At 40.1% G+C, this 20,055-nt stretch carries 18 protein-coding genes and 1 tRNA gene; 7 read left to right on the top strand and 12 right to left on the bottom strand.

Annotated features, from left to right (window positions below; translation table 11 throughout):
- Positions 1-2 precede the first annotated feature (2 nt).
- A complete protein-coding gene (rimP, locus tag KG708_RS06475) occupies positions 3-458 on the bottom strand; it encodes a ribosome maturation factor RimP (protein ID WP_008114543.1) in 456 nt (151 codons plus the stop codon).
- 281 nt (positions 459-739) lie between these two features.
- A tRNA-Met gene (locus tag KG708_RS06480) sits at positions 740-816 on the bottom strand.
- 224 nt (positions 817-1,040) lie between these two features.
- Between KG708_RS06480 and KG708_RS06485 the strand changes: the two genes are divergently transcribed.
- Positions 1,041-2,594, top strand: coding sequence for a cryptochrome/photolyase family protein (locus tag KG708_RS06485; RefSeq protein ID WP_213608627.1), 1,554 nt, complete (start codon positions 1,041-1,043; stop codon positions 2,592-2,594).
- 57 nt (positions 2,595-2,651) lie between these two features.
- Here the strand turns inward: KG708_RS06485 and KG708_RS06490 are convergent, their stop codons facing one another.
- The gene (locus KG708_RS06490) at positions 2,652-3,098 is read right to left on the bottom strand and encodes an Hsp20 family protein (protein ID WP_213608628.1); all 447 of its coding nucleotides are present in this window, start codon (positions 3,096-3,098) and stop codon (positions 2,652-2,654) included.
- Between the two features lie 289 nt (positions 3,099-3,387).
- Between KG708_RS06490 and KG708_RS06495 the strand changes: the two genes are divergently transcribed.
- Positions 3,388-3,651, top strand: coding sequence for a GrxA family glutaredoxin (locus KG708_RS06495; RefSeq protein WP_213608629.1), 264 nt, complete (start codon positions 3,388-3,390; stop codon positions 3,649-3,651).
- A gap of 158 nt (positions 3,652-3,809) precedes the next feature.
- Complete coding sequence (locus tag KG708_RS06500; RefSeq protein WP_213608630.1) at positions 3,810-5,639, top strand: DEAD/DEAH box helicase; 1,830 nt, start codon at positions 3,810-3,812, stop codon at positions 5,637-5,639.
- A 670-nt stretch (positions 5,640-6,309) separates the two neighbouring features.
- On the opposite strand, the gene KG708_RS06505 is transcribed toward KG708_RS06500, so the two are convergent.
- The 5 genes from KG708_RS06505 to KG708_RS06525 all read right to left on the bottom strand — a co-directional run bounded on the left by KG708_RS06505 (position 6,310) and on the right by KG708_RS06525 (position 11,166).
- Positions 6,310-7,191 (bottom strand): hypothetical protein, encoded by an 882-nt coding sequence (locus KG708_RS06505; RefSeq protein WP_213608631.1) that lies wholly within the window; start codon positions 7,189-7,191, stop codon positions 6,310-6,312.
- 306 nt (positions 7,192-7,497) lie between these two features.
- The gene (locus KG708_RS06510) at positions 7,498-9,057 is read right to left on the bottom strand and encodes an AbgT family transporter (protein WP_213608632.1); all 1,560 of its coding nucleotides are present in this window, start codon (positions 9,055-9,057) and stop codon (positions 7,498-7,500) included.
- A gap of 143 nt (positions 9,058-9,200) precedes the next feature.
- A complete protein-coding gene (locus KG708_RS06515; RefSeq protein ID WP_213608633.1) occupies positions 9,201-9,476 on the bottom strand; it encodes a YfcL family protein in 276 nt (91 codons plus the stop codon).
- Positions 9,477-9,479: 3 nt separating this feature from the next.
- Positions 9,480-10,622, bottom strand: coding sequence for an ATP-NAD kinase family protein (locus KG708_RS06520; RefSeq protein WP_213608634.1), 1,143 nt, complete (start codon positions 10,620-10,622; stop codon positions 9,480-9,482).
- Positions 10,612-11,166 carry an elongation factor P hydroxylase gene (locus KG708_RS06525; protein WP_213608635.1) on the bottom strand — a complete coding sequence of 185 codons (555 nt, stop codon included), beginning with the start codon at positions 11,164-11,166 and terminating at the stop codon, positions 10,612-10,614. The genes KG708_RS06520 and KG708_RS06525 overlap by 11 nt, the downstream gene beginning before the upstream one ends.
- A gap of 297 nt (positions 11,167-11,463) precedes the next feature.
- Here KG708_RS06525 and KG708_RS06530 point away from each other — a divergent pair, with 297 nt between their 5' ends.
- Entirely contained in the window at positions 11,464-12,120 is a 657-nt protein-coding gene (locus KG708_RS06530) for a 2'-5' RNA ligase family protein (protein WP_301003325.1), read from the top strand.
- Between the two features lie 38 nt (positions 12,121-12,158).
- Here KG708_RS06530 and KG708_RS06535 read toward each other — a convergent pair whose 3' ends face one another.
- From KG708_RS06535 to prmB, 3 genes are all read right to left on the bottom strand, one after another.
- Positions 12,159-12,551, bottom strand: a complete 393-nt coding sequence (locus KG708_RS06535) for a DUF4112 domain-containing protein (RefSeq protein ID WP_213608637.1) — start codon at positions 12,549-12,551, stop codon at positions 12,159-12,161.
- A 126-nt stretch (positions 12,552-12,677) separates the two neighbouring features.
- Positions 12,678-13,775, bottom strand: coding sequence for a chorismate synthase (gene aroC, locus KG708_RS06540; protein ID WP_213608638.1), 1,098 nt, complete (start codon positions 13,773-13,775; stop codon positions 12,678-12,680).
- A gap of 65 nt (positions 13,776-13,840) precedes the next feature.
- Positions 13,841-14,776: a 50S ribosomal protein L3 N(5)-glutamine methyltransferase gene (prmB, locus tag KG708_RS06545; protein ID WP_213608639.1), complete on the bottom strand. Its 936-nt coding sequence runs from the start codon at positions 14,774-14,776 to the stop codon at positions 13,841-13,843.
- Positions 14,777-15,080: 304 nt separating this feature from the next.
- Between prmB and smrB the strand changes: the two genes are divergently transcribed.
- Both smrB and KG708_RS06555 read left to right on the top strand, forming a co-directional pair.
- On the top strand, positions 15,081-15,638 hold the full coding sequence (smrB, locus tag KG708_RS06550; RefSeq protein WP_213608640.1) for an endonuclease SmrB: 558 nt from the start codon (positions 15,081-15,083) through the stop codon (positions 15,636-15,638).
- A 32-nt stretch (positions 15,639-15,670) separates the two neighbouring features.
- On the top strand, positions 15,671-16,594 hold the full coding sequence (locus tag KG708_RS06555) for an AEC family transporter (protein ID WP_213608641.1): 924 nt from the start codon (positions 15,671-15,673) through the stop codon (positions 16,592-16,594).
- Positions 16,595-16,660: 66 nt separating this feature from the next.
- On the opposite strand, the gene sixA is transcribed toward KG708_RS06555, so the two are convergent.
- Positions 16,661-17,137 carry a phosphohistidine phosphatase SixA gene (sixA, locus tag KG708_RS06560; protein ID WP_024602806.1) on the bottom strand — a complete coding sequence of 159 codons (477 nt, stop codon included), beginning with the start codon at positions 17,135-17,137 and terminating at the stop codon, positions 16,661-16,663.
- 184 nt (positions 17,138-17,321) lie between these two features.
- Here sixA and KG708_RS06565 point away from each other — a divergent pair, with 184 nt between their 5' ends.
- Positions 17,322-20,045: an insulinase family protein gene (locus KG708_RS06565; RefSeq protein ID WP_213608642.1), complete on the top strand. Its 2,724-nt coding sequence runs from the start codon at positions 17,322-17,324 to the stop codon at positions 20,043-20,045.
- Positions 20,046-20,055 lie beyond the last annotated feature (10 nt).

The raw sequence follows: 20,055 nt of genomic DNA on the forward strand, positions 1-20,055 counted from the left end.
AATTAAAACTTTGCGATTATGTTCGCACGTTCAATGTTACTAAGCATAATTAAATGTTCAGCACCATCGCTTGATAATGTGATCATATCGCTACTAACTGCTATTAAATCGCCTTTAAAATTACGGCGACCATCTTGTGGAAGTTTGGTACGCACGCGTACTTCCTCTCCTTGCGCCTGCTCGTAGTGATCTTGTTTGAATAATGGACGATCAACACCAGGAGACGATACTTCCAAATCATATTCGTTTGTAATTGGGTCTTCGACGTCTAAAATCGCACTAATTTGACGACTTGCATCGGCACAGTTATCAACTGAAATTCCATCCTCATGAGCAATGTAAACTCTTAAGGTAGAGTGGCGACCCGCTTGCACAAACTCAAGCCCATGTAATTCAAAGCCTAACATTTCTACCGCAGGCGTTAACATGGTTACTAAATCTTGTTCAAGTTTTGTCACGAAAATCCTCCATACAAACAAAAAAAGGGCTTATAGCCCTAAAATACTGAGTTTAAATTTTGATTTAATTAGTAAAAACCTTAAATCAAACGGTGCAGATACAACAACGCCCCGAACCAAGCGGGGCGTCACACCAAAAAACGCAAAAATGTGTGGCCTAGGGCCAAGCTTGGTTGCGAGCCAGTTACCTGACCAAATTAAACTTCATTAGCTTAAACGCAAAACGCGCATTGCTTAGAATGCGCGATATAAAGTAGCAAGTGTAAACCTACTATTAAGATTGGTTGCGGGAGCCGGATTTGAACCAACGACCTTCGGGTTATGAGCCCGACGAGCTACCAGACTGCTCCATCCCGCGCCAATAGATAAAAAGTTAATAACTTAATATCGCTGTTAGTAAATTTTATAACCTACTAAACAATGGTGGCTATTATAAAGATGTACACCTAAATTAGCAACCACAATAAGTAATAAGTTGATAAAAAGGCAATGTTGTTTATTGCCTTGATCTATGATTAAAACGACATGTAGAAATCGATCGCTTTTTTAAATTTAGCGTATAAAAATAATTTTTGGCTCATTATGAAAAAATTCAACACCCTAAAACTAATCTTAGGCGATCAGCTCAATCCCGCTCATTCTTGGTTTAAAGATAAATCCGATGACACGGTGTTTGTTATTGCGGAGCTGATGCAAGAAGCGCAGTACGTAAAGCATCATGTACAAAAAATAGCAGCCTTTTTTAAAGCGATGGAAAACTTCGCTAATGCCCTGACTAAAGCAGGCTTTAACGTTTTATATTTAACGTTAGATGACACCAAAGACGATGAGGATCTCCCCGCCCTTTTATCGCGTTTAGCCAAACAGCATCAATGCACCTTTATTGAATATCAGTACCCTGATGAGTATCGCTTAAAAACACAATTGCACGAGTTTGCTACGCACAATGAATTACAGGTAAGCGCCTGCGATAGTGAACATTTTTTATTAGCCTACAGCGACATAGACAAACACTTTAAAAAAGACAAACACGTTACGATGGAGCATTTTTATCGGGCAATGCGAAAGCAGTTTGATATTTTAATGGACGATGGCAAACCTGCTGGCGGCCAATGGAACTTTGATGCGAATAACCGTAATAAGTTTTCAAAAACTGATTTAGCCGATATTCCCAAGCCTAAATTATTTAAAAATGACGTCAGTGACATTATTAATCGCTTAGATAAGCATAAAATAAACTACTTTGGGCAAATAGAAACCCAATTAAGCTGGCCAACCACTCGTAAACAAGCCATTAGTGCACTTGATCACTTTTGTGCGCATTTACTGCCCCGTTTTGGTCAATTTCAAGATGCCATGACAGATCAATGCCCTGATAAAAATACCTTTTACCACAGTCGATTATCGTTTGCGCTAAATGCTAAAATTTTACACCCTCGCTATGTTATCGACCGTGTGGTTAAAGAGTATCAACAGCGCCCCGATGAAATAACAATTTCTCAAGTTGAGGGGTTTATTCGCCAAGTTCTGGGCTGGCGCGAATATGTACGCGGCGTGTATTGGAAAAACATGCCCGATTACGCGCGTAAAAACCAACTCAATGCCCAGCGTGCATTGCCTGGTTATTTTTGGAATGGCAAAACAAAAATGAATTGCCTAAGCCATTCATTAACCCAAAGCTTAGACAGCGCGTATGCCCATCATATTCAACGTTTAATGGTAATAGGTAACTTTTGCTTATTAACCGCCATTAACCCTGATGAAGTGGATGAATGGTATTTAGGTGTTTATATCGATGCGATTGAATGGGTAGAAATGCCTAACGCCCGTGGCATGAGTCAATTTGCTGACGATGGGATTATTGCAACCAAGCCTTATGCGGCTAGCGGCAACTATATAAATAAAATGAGCGACTACTGTAAAAGCTGTCACTATAAGGTGAAAGAAAAAGTAGGGAAAGACGCTTGCCCGCTTAACAGCCTTTACTGGCAGTTTATGCAAACACACCGAGAACGGCTTGAGAAAAATCCACGTATCGGCATGGTATACCGCAATTGGGATAAACAAAATGAATCTCAACGCCAAGATACGTTAGACCAAGCTCAATACTTAATTGAGCATATTGAAACCTTGTAAACGCAAAAAGCCGTCTAATGACGGCTTTTCACAGGGAAAATAGATATGCGAGCAGAGCTATTTGCTTTCTAACATTTTATTTGAGCCAATTTCAATTTTACGTGGCTTTAATGCTTCTGGAATTTCGCGTTCAAGATCAATACTCAGTAAGCCATTGGCTAGGTCCGCGCCAAGTACTTTAACGTGGTCACCTAACTGGAACTTACGTTCAAAGTTGCGCTCGGCAATGCCTTGATGAATGAATTTGCGCTCATCGTTTTGCTCTTTACCTGCTTTAGTACCTGATACAATTAACGTGTTGTTCTCAGATTGCAAGCTTAACTCATCCTCACTAAATCCAGCTACAGCCATGGTGATGCGATATTTGTCTTTATCGAGTGCTTCGATATTATAAGGAGGAAAACTTGGCTGCTTGTCAGTTCGTGCAGCGGCATCCATTAATGAAGCTAAGTGATCAAAGCCTATGAATGAACGGTATAGGGGTGATAAATCTACTGTACGCATAATAATATCCTCATATTTAAGCGATATTTTGCTGATACTTTTCGTTTGAACAAGTAACGGCAAAGTTAAATTAATAATATAGTTTTCAAATTGTTGTACCTTATTGAAGACCCATCAGGCGTCTTCAAATAACTATTTATGGGCGGACAATTTTATTTCAAGATTTTTTTATAAAATATTTTTTATTTTCCTCTCTCCCCTAAAAAAACGAACACAATAATCGTTTTTTTGCACTGTAATAATGCATAGAATTAGTTACACTAGGACCAATTAAATTGAGGAGAGCGATATGTTAACAGTGATTTTTGGCCGTGAAGGCTGCCCTTTTTGTGTTCGTGCTAAAGATGTTGCAGAGCAACTTAGCAATGACCGCGATGATTTTAAATATCGCTACATCGACATAATCAAAGAAGGTATCAGCAAAGAAGATTTAGAAAAGTCGGCAGGCAAACCATGCCCGACAGTGCCACAAATTTTTGTAGACCAAGCTCACATTGGTGGGTTCACAGAATTTGAAGCTTACGCCAAAGAAAACCTAGGTCTGTACCAGTAATTGTGTAGATAATGTTAACCAGCTTAATTAGTGTGCAACTTAAGCTGGTTAAATTTCGACCAACATCAAACACATATAAATTAGTTGTAATTTATACAAGCATTTGCCTCGCATTTCCTATACAATGCGCGCCTCTTTAAATTCGTTGAGGCGTATTAATGTCAGAACCAGTCACGTTTGAATCTCTAAATCTTTCTCCTGCAATTTTAAAGGCAGTTGAAGAGTTGGGTTACAAGACACCATCTGAAATCCAAGCTCAATGTATACCGTTATTGCTAGAAAGAAAGGACGTACTGGGACTAGCACAAACGGGTACAGGTAAAACCGCAGCATTTGCACTGCCGTTATTAAACAATATTGACCCGTCTGTGAAACAGCCACAGATCCTTGTACTCACACCAACACGTGAGCTTGCGATCCAAGTTGCTGAGGCATTTGAACAATATGCAAAAGGTACTCGTGGTGTTGAAGTATTAGCACTGTACGGTGGCCAAAGTTACAGCATTCAATTAAGTGCACTTCGTCGTGGCGCGCAAATTATCGTTGCTACACCGGGTCGTTTAATCGATCACATAAACCGTGGCACTATCAAGTTTGATGCGCTACAAGCACTTGTACTTGATGAAGCAGATGAAATGCTACGTATGGGCTTTATTGATGATGTTGAAAGCATCATGGAAAAAACGCCGCGTGAAAAGCAAACATGTCTTTTCTCTGCGACTATGCCTAAGCAAATCCAAAACATCAGCAGCAAATATATGAATAACCCTGAACAGGTTCATATTTCTGCTCGCAATTCAACTGTTGCTTCAGTAGAGCAGGTTTTTTGGAATGCGCATGTTCATAAAAACAAAGCCATTGTTCGTTTCTTAGAAGCTGAACAATACGAAGGTGCTATTGTTTTCGTACGTACGCGTAACGATACAGTGCAACTTGCTGAGTTGTTAGAACGCGAAGGTTTCTCTGCTGCGCCACTTAACGGTGACATGAACCAGCAAGCGCGTGAGCGCACGGTTGATCGCTTAAAAAGCGGCATGCTAAATGTTGTTATTGCAACAGACGTAGCGGCACGTGGTCTTGATGTAGACCGTTTAAGCTTAGTTATCAACTACGACATTCCACAAGATTCTGAAGCCTACGTTCACCGTATTGGTCGAACAGGTCGTGCTGGCCGTACTGGTAAAGCGATTCTTTTCGTTAAGCATAACGAACGTTATTTACTTAAAAATATCATTCGTCATACTAAATCTGAAATCGCACAAGTTGAATTACCAACAGCCAAAGTTGTTGAAGAGAAACGTATTAATGCATTACAAGAAAAGCTTACGCTTGCTCTTGAAAACAAAGATATTACCTTCTTCAATGAAGTGGCTGCCAACATGGCACAAAAACTTGAGCTTGCTCCTGAAGACTTAGCCGGTGCATTACTGTGTTTAGCACAGCAACAATCACCAATTAAAGTTGAAGAAGTTAAAATTCAGCCGCGTGAACGTAACGAACGCAGCCCTCGCAATGAGCGCAGTGACCGTGGTCGTCGTAATGAACGCCCTGAACGTGGTGGTGAGCGCGCTGAGCGTAAACCGCGTGAGCGTAACAGCCGTGATGCAGGCCCTATGGATACCTACCGTATCGAAGTTGGGCGTGAGCATGGTGTTCAGGTTAAAAACATTGTTGGCGCAATTGCTAACGAAGCAGACATTTCAAGCAAGTTTATTGGTGATATTCGTCTTCACGACAGTCACAGTACGGTACAACTACCGCAAAACATGCCTAAAGATGTACTTGATCACTTCCAAAAAGTGTTTATTTGTAAACGCCCAATGGGTATGACATTAACACAAGATCAAGGCCCTTCTGAGCCACGCGGCGAGCGTGCTGAACGCCCTGCTGGTGACAAGAAGCGCAGCTTTAATAAAGATGGTCAACGCCCAGATAAGCGTAGCGGCCCTCGTAAAGAACGCCGCCCAGTTAGCTTTACCGCTAAGTAAGTAACGACTCTTTAGTAAAAAAGCCTTAGCATGAAAGTGCCAAGGCTTTTTTGTGTCTGGAATAGACTGAAAAAGTATATAAAAAAAATTTACTCAGTAACGTAAAAACGCAGTAAAAAAATAAGCAACACGATTGTCTAATTTATAACGTTATCACGTTTAAGTATCGTTAAATCTTAATTCTTTTAAAACTAATCCTTGCTACACGCTATATTAATGGAGCAATTTTGAGCGTTAGCAATGCATGATGTAGATTGAATACTTCGCCTCTATCATGGTGTAACTAACAATTCACCGTGTCAGCATTCCCAGCTACAGAGCTCACAAAAATTACCTCTACGAACACACACTGCGATTAGTGTGCCAGTGGTATCATGTATCACTAAAAATTCTGGTGATTCAGCCGCGGATAATTCCAACGTCTCATTGTTATGACACGCTTTATTTGCACTTTTATCACTGTCTAAATAAGTGTTTGCTAGTGTGGTGTTAGGTAAAAATATGTGGCGTTAGGTAAAAATATGTGGCGTTAGGTAAAAATATGTGGCGTTAGGTAAAAATATAAAGCAAACGCTAATACGTAAAATTGGTTTTCTTATCATAATCCTTGATTTAAAAATATGCGAAAAGGGGTATAAAAACCCCAAGCTTCTTAGTAGAACTTTCAGAGCTAGTGCTGGCTACAAGTTAATGTGAGACTGCATTGCCCCGTGTATTCACAATTAGAAGATGAACTACAATACATACGATTTCTGTTGTATGATTCATTTAAGAAATTATCTAACTCGCTATTAAATTCATGTCCATTATTGTGATCCAAGCTGATATCTACCATCTTATCAGTGACAGTTGCATAACCCTTGAGTTGTTCACATATTCCGTTGTTATTGAACGCACATATTATTGTCCCGCCACCTAGTGTATTAGTGATTCCAAACTTCATCGGTTGCACGTTGAGGGCTTGCATATCCATCTTAACATCTTGACCATTCGCACCACGCTTCAAGGCTCTATCTGCTATGGCTGATGCTCTATCTGCTCGCTCAAGATTTTTGTCGTTTATTCTTCTACCACTGCTTTGCATAGACTGATTATCATTATCCACTTTTTTTAAAGACCCGCTGTCTTTAGTGGCGGTATTGCTATCGTATATTTCGGGGCAACCATTTTTGTCACAACACACTTCCATTGTTGGGTCGCATTGGTAAACAACTTTTTCATAAATTCTATCTTCTACATGGGCATTACGAAATCCCCAGAAAATATCTGTGATTACTGCATCGAGGTTGCCACAGTTACTCTTACAGCTTGCTATAAAGTCATAATCAACATGCACTAACTCCCCAGTTGATTTCTCGCGCACCCGTTTTGCATGCACTTTTTGCTCTGTATTATTAGCATCTTTAAAGAACATCACTAATAGATCATAAGCATAATCTTTTTGGCAAACTTGATTTGCACTTTGACCGCTGTCTAAGCAGGCGTTGGCTAGTGTGGGGGTAGGTGTAAATAAAAAGCATACACCAATGAGTAAAAGTAGTTTTTTAATCATAATCCTTAATCCTTAATCCTTAATCATTTATTATTAATTGTAGTGACCAGTATAAATACTAGCTCAAAAAAACATCGGAAGATACAAACTAATAAATATTTTTTGTAAACGAAAGTTAATAAAATATTTCACTTTGCTTTTATAGGCTGCAACTTATTATTCAGCAACTTATTTTAAAATAATTTATTTTAAAACAATAATTTAGCGAAAATTAAGTTTATTTTCATTGATAGGTGTACTAACAACAAAAAGCCTCACCAACTTAATGATAAGGCTTTTATTTTATACTACATATTCGTTTTAAAGTTATGGCGCTACTGCAGGGTAAACATAGCTTGAATCTAAGCCTAGCGGAATACCGAGTGCCCAGTAACCTAGTAAGAAGATACTCCAGCCAATCATAAAGGCGATTGAATACGGTAGCATCATCGCAATAAGCGTACCAATACCTGTACCTTTAACATACTTTTGACAGTACACCACCACCAGCGGGAAGTAAGGCATGAGCGGGGTAATAATATTAGAGCTAGAATCGCCCACACGATACGCCGCTTGCGTTAGATCCGGTGAAATACCCAGTTGCATTAGCATAGGCACAAATACCGGGCCTAACAGCGCCCATTTAGCCGAGCTTGAACCTACAAATAAGTTTACAAAACCAGTTAAAAAGATGATACCCACAACGGTAACCGCACTCGGTAGCGCCATTGATTTTAATAATTCCGCCCCTTCGATTGCCAACAATGCCCCTAAATTCGAGTTGCTAAACGCAGCAATAAATAATGAACAAAAGAAGGCCATAACAATATAATACGCCATGCCTCCCATTGCTTTGCTCATGGCATCTATCATGTCTTTTGAACTTTTAAAGGTGCCTACGGTAAAACCATATACTGCGCCTGGGATCCAAAATAACAAAAATATCAGCGGTACTATTGATTGCATTAGTGGTGAGCTAAAGTTTGTTAAAGAGCCATCGCTGCTGCGCATAGCTGAATCAGCTGGTGCAGATACATACGCTAATAATGCAATACCTGCGATCATTACGCTACTTGCAATAAGAAAAGCGCGCTTTTCGTCGCTACGCGCATCTTCAAATGCTGGTAGGTCTTGAGTTTCGCCATCAACTGGTGAATTTTTTAAACGTGGTTCAATAATTTTATCGGTAATATACCAGCCCAACATCACAATAAATAAGCTCGATGCAGAAGCAAATCCCCAGTTATTTAATGGGTTAATGCTCATAGTGGGATTAATAATTTGTGCTGCGCTTTGCGTAAAGCTTTGCAGAAGTGGATCAATACCTGATGGAATAAAATTAGCGCCAAAACCACCACTGACCCCAGCAAACGCCGCGGCAATACCAGCAAGCGGATGACGACCGGCGGCAAAAAATATAACCCCTGCCAGAGGAATAACCAGCACATAACCTGCATCGGTTGCTGTATGGCTCACAATAGCCACTAAAATAATTGAGGGTGTAAGTAACTTTTTAGGCGTCACCTTGAGCATTAATTTAAGGCCTGTATTAATAAAGCCTGAATGCTCTGCAACACCCACACCTAACATAGCCACTAGCACCACACCTAACGGCGCAAAACCAGTAAAGGTTTTTACCATGGACGACAAAAAGGTTGCTAATGAATCGCTGGCAAGCATGTTATTTATAATAATGGCTTCGCCAGTGCGTGGGTCGATTGCATCAAATGTGACGCCTGAAAACCACCAAGACAGCAGCCAAATTAGTAACATGGCAAACAAAAAGATAATTGCTGGATCAGGAAGCTTATTACCTACCCGCTCAACAAAATTTAAAAATCGCGCAACTATGCCCGTTGGCATTGTCGCATCATTGTTATTATTCATTTCACTTGTTCCCTAGAATTTAGTCTGTGCTACTTTAGCGTATATAAGGAATGAGGTAAATTTTAACTGAATAAACAAGCTTGTTTTTAGGCACAAAAAAACGCGGTTAATTAACCGCGCGCTTATATACAAACATAAAAAGCTTATGCGAGTGCTTTTACCTCATCCCATAATCTTACTACCAGTGCTTTATCGTCTTCATTTAATTCGCCATTGCGGTAGGCTTTTACTAGACTTTTTTCAACCGTGTCGTTTAGCTCTGCAATTTCTAAATTTAACTCTTCAACCTGTGCATACCCTACAGCTAAATCAAAATGACCGCGTAAATAACCGCCAGCAAATAGCTCGTCATCGGTGGCTTTAATTACTAAATCATCAAAGTATTGCTGCGCAGCATCTATGTAATTTACTAAACTCATGTGTTATTTCTCCTCAAGGTGCAGCCCATCTTGATGACCTACTGCATACATAATGTGGTCGTTAAACCCACTGGTTACACGAATATAACCGCTTAATTCATCATCTAGCTCGCTATCGCCGGTGTCACATATAAGCGGTCGGCCATTTAAAGCCTGTAATTTTGTTTTTGTTGCCACCACAATAATATTATCGCGACCTATGGCTTTAATTAACGCAGGACTGAGTTGTTGATTACCTCGGCCAAAAATATGTCCTTGGCCGCCAATTAAGGTGATCACGAGTTTTGTATCTCGCCCAGCTGTAAGCTCAAGTAATTGTTGCGCTGTTAAGTCTTGCCCTACTAAGGCTTGGTCTTGAACTAAATCAACACCAAGCAAGGTGTTTTCTAATCCCATTTCTTCCATTACCGCGCCAACCGTAGAGCCACTGCCCATCACATAAAGTGTATCGGCATCCATTTCACCGACCACATAAGCGGCAATATCAGCAAGTACCAGTTCATCGGTTTCTTTACCGCCATTTTTAACCGCTTGAACATAACGCACTTCACTGGGTACTTGCATTTCACCATAACGTTTTGCTTTAACTGTGCCTTGGCGAAACGCGACTTCATCAATGTCCATCACATCGGCATCGCTTAACGTTACCAGCTCACCTTTAACTAACATTTCAACCACGCGCCCAGCGGCTTTTGGCGTAATTGCATATACCCCAGAGTGAATTTTACACCCCGCAGGAATGCCCAAAACAGGTACTGTGTCTTCTACCGCATGGCAAATATTGCGTGCGGTGCCATCTCCACCAGCAAATAAAATTAAATCAACACCGTGCTGCTGTAATAAACGAGCTGCAGCTTCAGTATCGTCATAGGTTGTGGGCTCGCTACTTTGGTAAACCACTTGCGTATTAAAACCCAACGCCTTTGCTGTTTGCTCTCCCATCTCATCATTAACAGTATAAATAGTAATATTGGATTGATGAGGTACAAGCACTTCAAGTGCAGCTTTAGTGCGGCTATTTGATTTTGGCTTTGCACCTAATGCAATCGCTTTAGCAGCCGTATCTTCGCCGTCACTGCCTTTTAGCGCAACGCTGCCGCCCAGTCCTGCGACCGGATTTACAATCAACCCTAATTTAAATTGCATCTATTAACTCCTTGGGAGATTGCCATAAAAACTGCGGTGCAGTTAACGGCCATGTGGTGTTATAAAATTTACACAGTGCATTTAGTAACAATGTGGTTCGCGGGTTAAATCCGTCTTGCAGCAACTGTAATAACGTTGCATGAACACGCGATTGAAATGCAAATCGACAGGTTTGCTCACCATTTAAGTTATCAACCGAGACATTAAATTCAAATCCCGCGGCCACACTCAACGCCCACTCGATTGCTTGCGGTTTTACCTCTACTGATTCAAATTCCGCCTGCTGTGAAGCATCGCGCCCATCGGGGCAATACCAATAACCATAATCTTCAACTAAGCGACGCTGCGAACCTGCTACTAACCAATGAGCTATTTCATGTAATGCACTGGCATAAAAACCATGAGCAAATACAATTTGATGATAAGGCGTTGTATCGTTTGCGGGAATGTAAATAGGCTCGTGCTCACCTTTTACCAAACGCGTATTATGGCTTTGGTAGAAAGTGTGTTCAAAAATACAAATAAGATCAGCGATTTGATGCATAAATAAGGTTATTTTGTCTCGGCTAAAGCGCCCAAAGGCACACTAAAAACGAAACGAATTGTACGGACTTTTCAGCGCAAAGTAAAAGCTAGCTTATTAAAATGTAATTCGCCCAATACGCAACGTATTTACTCATAAGTTTATAATGTTTACCTTATACACAGCTAAGACAAACTTAAACTTTATACACTTATTTACTCAACACATAATTACACTTACCATAGGCATATCAAAAACCTAAATTGATTCATCCTTATGGTTAAACTCCTTATCTCCGTGCCATGGCTATTTAGCATTATGGTCTCATTTTCGCTGTTAACAACCTCTGGCATTAGCCATGCAAAAAGTATTAGTATTAACGTGTTTGCTATTCCCTCAAAGCCTATTATTGAGCTTATGGCGAAAACGAGTGATACATTAGCAAAACAACAAATGACCACGTTTTACCAGCAAGGGTTACCTGTGCATGCCACCTTGTATTTAACGGACTATCCATTAGCGGCACAAAATAAAATTAAGCAGGTGGTGGAGCGTATTGTAAAGAAACACCAACCTTTTGAAATTAAAGCTAATGGGTTTAGTGTATCAGCCAGTAATTGGGCATTTATAAACTTAGAAAAATCATATCATTTACAACGCTTGGCCGATGAAGTAACACTTAAACTTGAGCCGCTTCGCGATCATCAAGCGCCTGTACCAAGCTGGGTAAAGCATTACCCTAATAAACTCGTGGCCTTTGAGCGTTATGGCAGCCCCAATGTGTTTCAAAATTTTCAGCCACATTTAACGCTTTTAGCAAATGAGCAAAATCCTAATCTAGCTTTAATAAATAAAGCCATGCAAACTGATCCACCACAAGCACAAGGTGAAATAATTGGCATTGGAATTGGTATTTCTGATCAGTTTGGGCAACAAAAACAGGTTATTGCTGAGTATTTTTTTGATGCCAAATAATCGTTAGTAAGGTGCTAATTGCACCTTTAAACACTCAATTAGTTTTTAGGATTTGTGGTTAGCTTAGCTGTTAAATGCTTTTTTAATAGGCGAGTATTGCGTGTATTTGCTTTAAAATAAGCATCAAAAATATCACCAAAAAAGGGGATAAGACCGCCAAAGAAATCAATCAACATATTTATTACAATACGTAATTTTATACGCTTACTCACTCCTAGTCTTTGCGCTTCAGTGAGTACATAGCCAGATAAAATAAGCCCAGCCAAATCACCTATTATCGGCAATAACCCAATCAATGACTCTGCACCAAACTTAAACCGAGTAAAAGGAATACGGAAACTGCTGTCGGTAAAGTGACTAAATTCTTCAAGTCGTTTAATAGTGGCGTTGTAATCAGCTTGTGTGACGTGAGATTGATTATTTTTTTGCATAATAACAGCTCTTTATTGTTAGATTTGCAAAGCACACAGTAATTATTGAGCGGCAATAAAAAAAGATAGCCTGTACATAATAAACGCGCTAGGGCGCGTTTATTATTAATTTATAGTAAAATGCACTTAAATAGCGCCATTTATTGGCCCATGCTCATGATGAACATGCGGGTTTTGACCGCGTTGACGCAGTAAATGATCCATTAAAGTAATGGCCATCATTGCCTCAGCAATCGGGATTGCACGAATGCCAACACAGGGATCGTGACGGCCTTTGGTGATCATCTCAACCGCTTCATTTTCAGTATTAATACTATTACCGGGAATCGTAATACTTGATGTTGGCTTAAGCGCAATTGAGGCGATTATATCTTGCCCCGTTGAAATACCGGCAAGCACGCCGCCGGCATGATTTGAGGTAAAGCCATCAGGGGTTAACTCGTCGCGGTGCTCTGAGCCTTTTTGTTCAACTACATCAAAGCCATCGCCAATTTCAACGCCTTTAACAGCATTAATACTCATTAAGGAGTGTGCAAGTTCAGCGTCAAGGCGGTCAAATACGGGCTCACCTAAGCCAACAGGTACATTTTTAGCCACTACTTTTACTTTGGCACCCACTGAGTCGCCTTGTTTTTTAAGCTCCCGCATATACTCATCGAGTGCTTCAAGCTTGCTAACGTCTGGGAAGAAAAACAAGTTATTTTCTACCTCATTCCAATCGTAATTTTCGGCCTTAATTGGCCCTAATTGGCTCAAGCACGCGCGTACTTCAATACCATGAAATTGCTTTAAATACTTTTTAGCAATAGCGCCTGCGGCAACCCGAATAGCGGTTTCGCGCGCAGATGAACGGCCACCACCGCGATAATCGCGTAGGCCATATTTGTGCCAGTAGGTATAGTCACCATGACCTGGACGAAATACGTCTTTAATTTTGCCATAATCTTGTGAGCGTTGATCGGTATTTTCAATTAATAAACCAATGCTGGTGCCAGTGGTTTTACCTTCAAAAACACCCGCTAGAATTTTGATTTGGTCGCTCTCGCGGCGCTGTGTGGTATAGCGACTTTGCCCAGGTTTGCGTCTGTCTAAATCGTGCTGTATGTCGGCCTCAGTGATTTCAAGGCCTGCGGGCGTGCCATCCACTACGCCGCCTAATGCAACGCCGTGGCTTTCGCCAAAGGTGGACACTTTAAATAACTGCCCTATGCTATTACCTGCCATTAACTTTCCTCATTCCTAATGACTACTAAGTACCGAGCCTAAGGCTCGGCTTTAATTTTTACTGTTCAACCTGCAAAATAGGCATCGAGTTGTTGCTTACTAATAACAAACACCCCTAATCCGCCTTGTTCAAACTCAATCCATTCAAATGGTGCACCTGGATACAGTGCGTCCATATGTACCATAGAGTTACCTACTTCGACAAATAACAAACCGTTATCGGTTAGATGTTCACTGGCTTGATCTAAAATAGTACGCGTCACATCAAGACCATCGTGGCCCGATGCTAATCCCAACTCCGGCTCGTGGTGGAACTCACGAGGTAAATCCGCCATATCTTCAGCATCAACGTACGGGGGATTTGCCACGATTAAGTCGTATTTCTGCCCGGGTACACCACTGAATACGTCAGATTGAATCGGTAATACGCGATCACTTAGTTGATAATCGGTAATATTAATATCAGCCACTTCAAGGGCTTCATAGGAAATATCAACCGCATCAACTTGGGCGTTTTCGAATGCGTGTGCCAAGGCAATAGCAATACAACCTGAGCCTGTGCATAAATCTAAAATACGCCCTACTGACTCTGGCTGTTCTAACCAAGGTGTAAAGCGATTATTAATAAGCTCAGCAAAAGGCGAACGAGGAATTAATACACGTTCATCCACATAAAATGGCATATTAGCAAACCATGCAATATTGGTAAGATAAGGTACTGGGGTAAAATCGTTAATGCGCTCAGCAATTAAGCCCGCTAAACGATTTTTTTCAGTACTGGTTAAACGCGCATGCATCAGCTCTTTGGGTGCATCGATAGGCAAACTAAGCGCCGGTAATAATAAACTTACTGCTTCATCCCATGCGTTATCGGTGCCATGACCAAAGAAAATACCACTACTTGCAAATTGGCTTGTTGTCCAACGTAGCCAATCGTGTAAGGTTGAAAGTTCTGCAACAGCTTCATCTAGGGTTGCTTCTTCTATTAATAATTCACTCATCAGTATTGTCTGCCTGCTACTTTCAAAAAATAAATTCAACCGGGGCGCATCATTGGCCCCATGATTGCCCTATTGTATACCCAAGCCACCGTTAGGTGCGAGTGCAGTTAGCATTAAAAGCGATTTAGGTAAGGCTTTGATTACACATAATAGTCACTCTATTGTTCAAATCAATAACGCAGTATAAATCGCTTTAAACCAAGCCTATCGGCACTTTATAAATACTAAACTATGCACTTTAAAGCTGCTTAGGTATCACACCTTTTTACTCGATTTTTACCGCTTTTTTGTTTAGACTGCCGCTATGAAAAAAGATCCCCACTCACACAGCCTAATCAGTACTGATGACATTGACTTGTTTCGTCAAAGTATCAGCGGTGCGCGTGTATTTAAACAAGACACTCACCGTTTTACCAATAAACCTAAAGTGTCACAAGCGAAGCAATTTGCCCAGCAAAAAAAGCAACAACAGTCAGAATTTTTCTTTTCTGATGAATATGTTCCCGATATAGATACGCACGGTACCGTTAATTATGTGCAGCAGGGTCAGGATCGTTTTTTAGCTAAACAACTTCGTCGAGGGGATTTTATTCCTGATTTAACCCTTGACCTACATGGCTTAAATAAAGAAGTCGCCAAAGATGAGCTCGCAGGGCTTATTCATGAGTGCAAAAAAAAGCATTACTATTGTGCCTGTGTTATACACGGAATTGGCGGCCATATCCTCAGGCATAAAGTACCGCAATATTTAGTGCAACACCCCGACGTTATTGCCATGCACCAAGCTCCGCTTGAGTATGGCGGTAAAGGTGCGGTACTCATATTAATTAACTTACCGCAAAGTGATGAGTTTAGACGCTGAGCACTAGAGCCAATCAATAAGAGCCTTTTTTAGTGCATATATTTTCGATTATATTTCCGCTTATTTTTATTGTGTTATGCGGCTACATTACAAGCCGAAGTCAGTTTTTAGAACGCATTCATATAACGGGGCTCAGTAAATTTACTTTCTACATTAGTGTACCGAGTTTTTTATTTTTAAATATGGCCCAAGCAGACCTAAAAACCAGCGTGAGTTTAAATGGCTTTTTAAGCTTTTATATTCCCGTTATTTTAGTTTATTTTTTCGCTTTGATTATTGACCGCTACATGCTCTCCAAGCAGCCTCAATACGAGCGTCACAGTGTATTTGCCCTTGGCTGCAGCTATTCAAATACCGTATTGGTGGGTTTACCTATTATTATTGCCGCCTTGGGCGAGCAAATGATGGGCATTATTTTTATGATCATCACTTTTCATAGCGCGCTATTGTTCACACTCACCTTTTTAATTAGTGCAAACAGTGCCAGTCATGTGTTTTCATGGTCAACATTTGCCAAAAATATGTTACTCAACCCTGTCGTATTGAGTATTAGCACGGGTTTATTGGTAAATTTAGCAGAGATTACTTTATTTTCTGATTTAAGTAATGGTTTAGCGCTTTTAGCTAAACCTGCCATAGCCTGTGCGTTATTTGTATTAGGTGCAAATTTAGCTTTTTATAAAATTAGCGATAACTGGCAAGCGGCAGCTATTGCCAGCCTGTTAAAGCTAGTTATATTGCCCACCTTAGTATTAGTGTTAGGCACACATGTATTTGCTATTAATGAGTCACTCTTAAAAGTACTCGTATTGTTGAGCGCATCGCCATTAGGTGTTAATGCCTATTTAATTGCATGCCAAATAAAACAACATCAAGATACGTTAGCCAGTGCGGTTGTTTTATCTACGGTATTGAGTGTGGTGAGTTTTAGTATGTGGTTAACAATTATACTGTAGACAAATACCTAAAAGTAGTGGCATTTATTTAACAGAAAGTGGCTTAGCTAAATGCTAATTTACACGCTATGCATCTACATTTGCTGGTGCATTGATGGTGATGTAATCACTTTTGTGGCGAGTTTCATCATAACTAATTTGTGCAACAGCGCCAGTATTAAAAATAGGCATGTGTCCAGCACACAACTGATCAACCAAATAGCTCACCATAGGCATATGGGCAACCACAAGCCAAGTATCGCATTCTGGATGAAGCGCGATTAACGTTTCTAAGTAATCAGCGGCAACCTGCGGGTTACCTTCAGGAATAATATCTTGGCAGGTCTCTTCAAATAAAAAAGTATTATTTTTTTTAACACCCTCAGCTGTTTGCTGCGCTCTTACATAAGGACTCACTAATAACCCCGTTGGAGCATGCTTTTTTTGTAACCACAGCCCCATTTTTTCTACCTGCTGATGGCCCAAAGGAGTCAAATTTCTACTGACATCGTCAGAGTGCATCGGTATTGCTTCACCATGACGCATTATCAAGATTGTTTTCATAAAAAATCAACCAATTAAAGAATATAAAACAGTAGCCAGTTTGCTCGAATTTCCGCTATATTAATAACTCAAACCTATTTATTTTCTTAAAATAGTTCTTTCATGATGTTCAGGTTAATAGCATTGCATTCCTGAAGTTATCATCTGTTGTTAACAATTATACGTTTAGTTTCAGGAGCATCATTTGAAAATCAGCACTAATGATAACAGAGCTTACCGCACACTAACACTGGACAATGGTCTAAAAGTACTTTTAGTGCACGATCAAGACTCAGCAAAGGCTGCGGCATCAATGGCCGTTAACGCAGGTCACTTTGATGATCCGCTTGATAGACAAGGCTTAGCGCACTTTTTAGAGCATATGTTGTTTTTAGGCACTGACCTTTCTCCTGAATCTGGCAGTTTTAATAATTTTGTGTCTCAGTCAGGTGGTAATGCTAATGCGTGGACTGGCACAGAGCATACCTGTTATTTTTTTGATATTAATAATACCTATATTGAAACAGCATTAGCGCAATTTAGCCGGTTTTTTATAGCGCCAACATTAAACCCCGCAGAAACAGAAAAAGAACGTAATGCCATTGAAGCTGAGTTTAAATTAAAAATTAAAGATGATGGTCGCCGTATTTATCAAGTGCATAAAGAAACGGTTAATCCTGAGCATCCTTTTGCCAAATTCTCGGTTGGTAATTTACAAACATTAGCCGATAGAAAACGCTGTATTAGTGATGAATTACGCGACTTTTTTAATAAGCATTACCAAGCTCAGTGGATGACATTAGTGATTTGTGCCAATGAATCACTAGATAAACAAGCGGCATGGGTAACTGAGTATTTTTCTCAAATTAAAGGGGATAAAAGTCAATTAAAACCCCCAATAAAAGCGCCGCTTTATCGCAGCCAAGACTTAGGTAAGTTGCTGCATATCGAGCCACATAAACATGTACAAAAACTAATTATTAGTTTTGCCATGCCCAATATTGACGATTTTTATCGCCATAAAACAGTCAGTTTCATTGCCCACTTACTTGGTTATGAAGGGCAAGGCTCGCTGTATTCAGTGCTTAAAGAACAAGGTTGGATTAATGCCCTCTCTGCCGGTGGTGGAATTAATGGCAGTAATTTTAAAGATTTTAATATTAGTATGGCGCTGACCGATGAAGGCATTGAATACTACGAAGACATTATTGAAATGGTGTTTGAGTATATTTGTTTAATTAATAATAATACCAGCAAACTACCTCGCCTATATCAAGACAAGCAAAAGCTATTACAAATTGCATTTGATAACCAAGAAAAGTCACGCTTAATTGATTGGGTTAGTAATTTAAGTATTAACATGCAGCATTACGATGAGGCTAATTACTTGCAGGGCGACTATTTGATGGAGGGATTTAAAGCCAGCACGCATGAAATGGCCATGCAATGGCTAACTCCCCACAACATGCGCTTAGTACTCATTCATCCGGGTGTGGAGCCTGAACATACCGCGGCATGGTATAACACACCGTATAAAATTGAAAAGCTATCACTTCACTGGCTCGAGGCGCTAGCACAAATTAGTCAGCCACAAAGTGAAATGCTATTGCCCACGGCTAATCCTTATTTAGCTAAGGATGTTGTTTTATATCCGGTTGAATCACAGCAACGCCATCCAACATTACTGGTAAAAGAAGCAGGCTTTGACTTTTGGTTTAAACAAGACGCCACATTTAGAGTCGTCAAAGGGCATTTTTATTTAGCTATGGACTCTGATTTTGCAGTAAAAGATGTTAAACACATGGCACTAACACGCTTATTTTCAGATTTATTTATGGATAGTGTTGGCGAGCAATTTTACCCTGCAGAGCTTGCAGGCTTAAGTTATCATTTAACTTCTCATCAAGGTGGCTTGACTCTTCACACGGCAGGGCTTTCTTCAAGCCAATTGGAGCTGGTCGAACAGCTAATTGATGCACTATTTAACGTTAAAATTTGCGCTAAACGCTTTGCAGAATATAAAAAACAACTCGTTAGACATTGGCGTAATAGCAATCAAAACAAACCCGTTAGTGAATTATTCAGTATTTTAGGCGCAAAAATAATGCCATGGAACCCACAGCCTTACGAGTTAGCAAATGCACTCAAAGATACCTGTTTCCATCAATTTAATGAATTTAGACAAGCATTTTTTAACGCCTTGCATGTTGAGTCTTTTTTACATGGTAATTGGCAACGAAATGATGCGCTTGAATTTCAAAAAAAGGTGTCACAACATCTTAAAAAATCAGCAATTATAGATGATTTAAAGCGTCCACTGTATGAAATTACTAACGTTACTCGCTATGAACTCGAGCTTGCCTGTAGCGATAATGCCATGCTGATTTACTATCAAGCACACACCGACGACGTTGATGAAAAAGTAAAAATGATGGCGCTAAATCACTTAATTAATCAAGATTACTTTAATGAGCTTCGTACCACACAACAACTTGGTTATTTAGTGGGGGCAGGTTATGCTCCTTTTAATACCCGTGCAGGTATTGCTTTTTACATACAATCACCAAAGTTCGAACCCAACACCTTACTGCATAGGCACAATCTATTCATTAATCAGTATTTAGCAACAATTGATTCATTAACAGAGCAAGCTTGGTTACAGCAAAAACATGGGTTAACAACCCACATTGCTGAAAAAGATAAAAACTTACGTTTGCGTTCCCAGCGTTTATGGCTTGCTATAGGCAATGGCGATCATCAATTTGACATGCAACAACGTCTTCTAAATTCTTTAAATGCGCTGACACTGAATGATTTAAAAGCATATGCCTTTGAGCTTTTTAATGCAGATCGCCCAAGATATGAGCTTTTAAGTGCTAAATCTGTAAATCAATCTGAAAATCTACCACTTTATTCGCATTCTCTTTGACTCTTGCTCG

Origin of the sequence: Pseudoalteromonas sp. (assembly GCF_018402495.1) — a bacterium.
Lineage (GTDB): Bacteria > Pseudomonadota > Gammaproteobacteria > Enterobacterales > Alteromonadaceae > Pseudoalteromonas.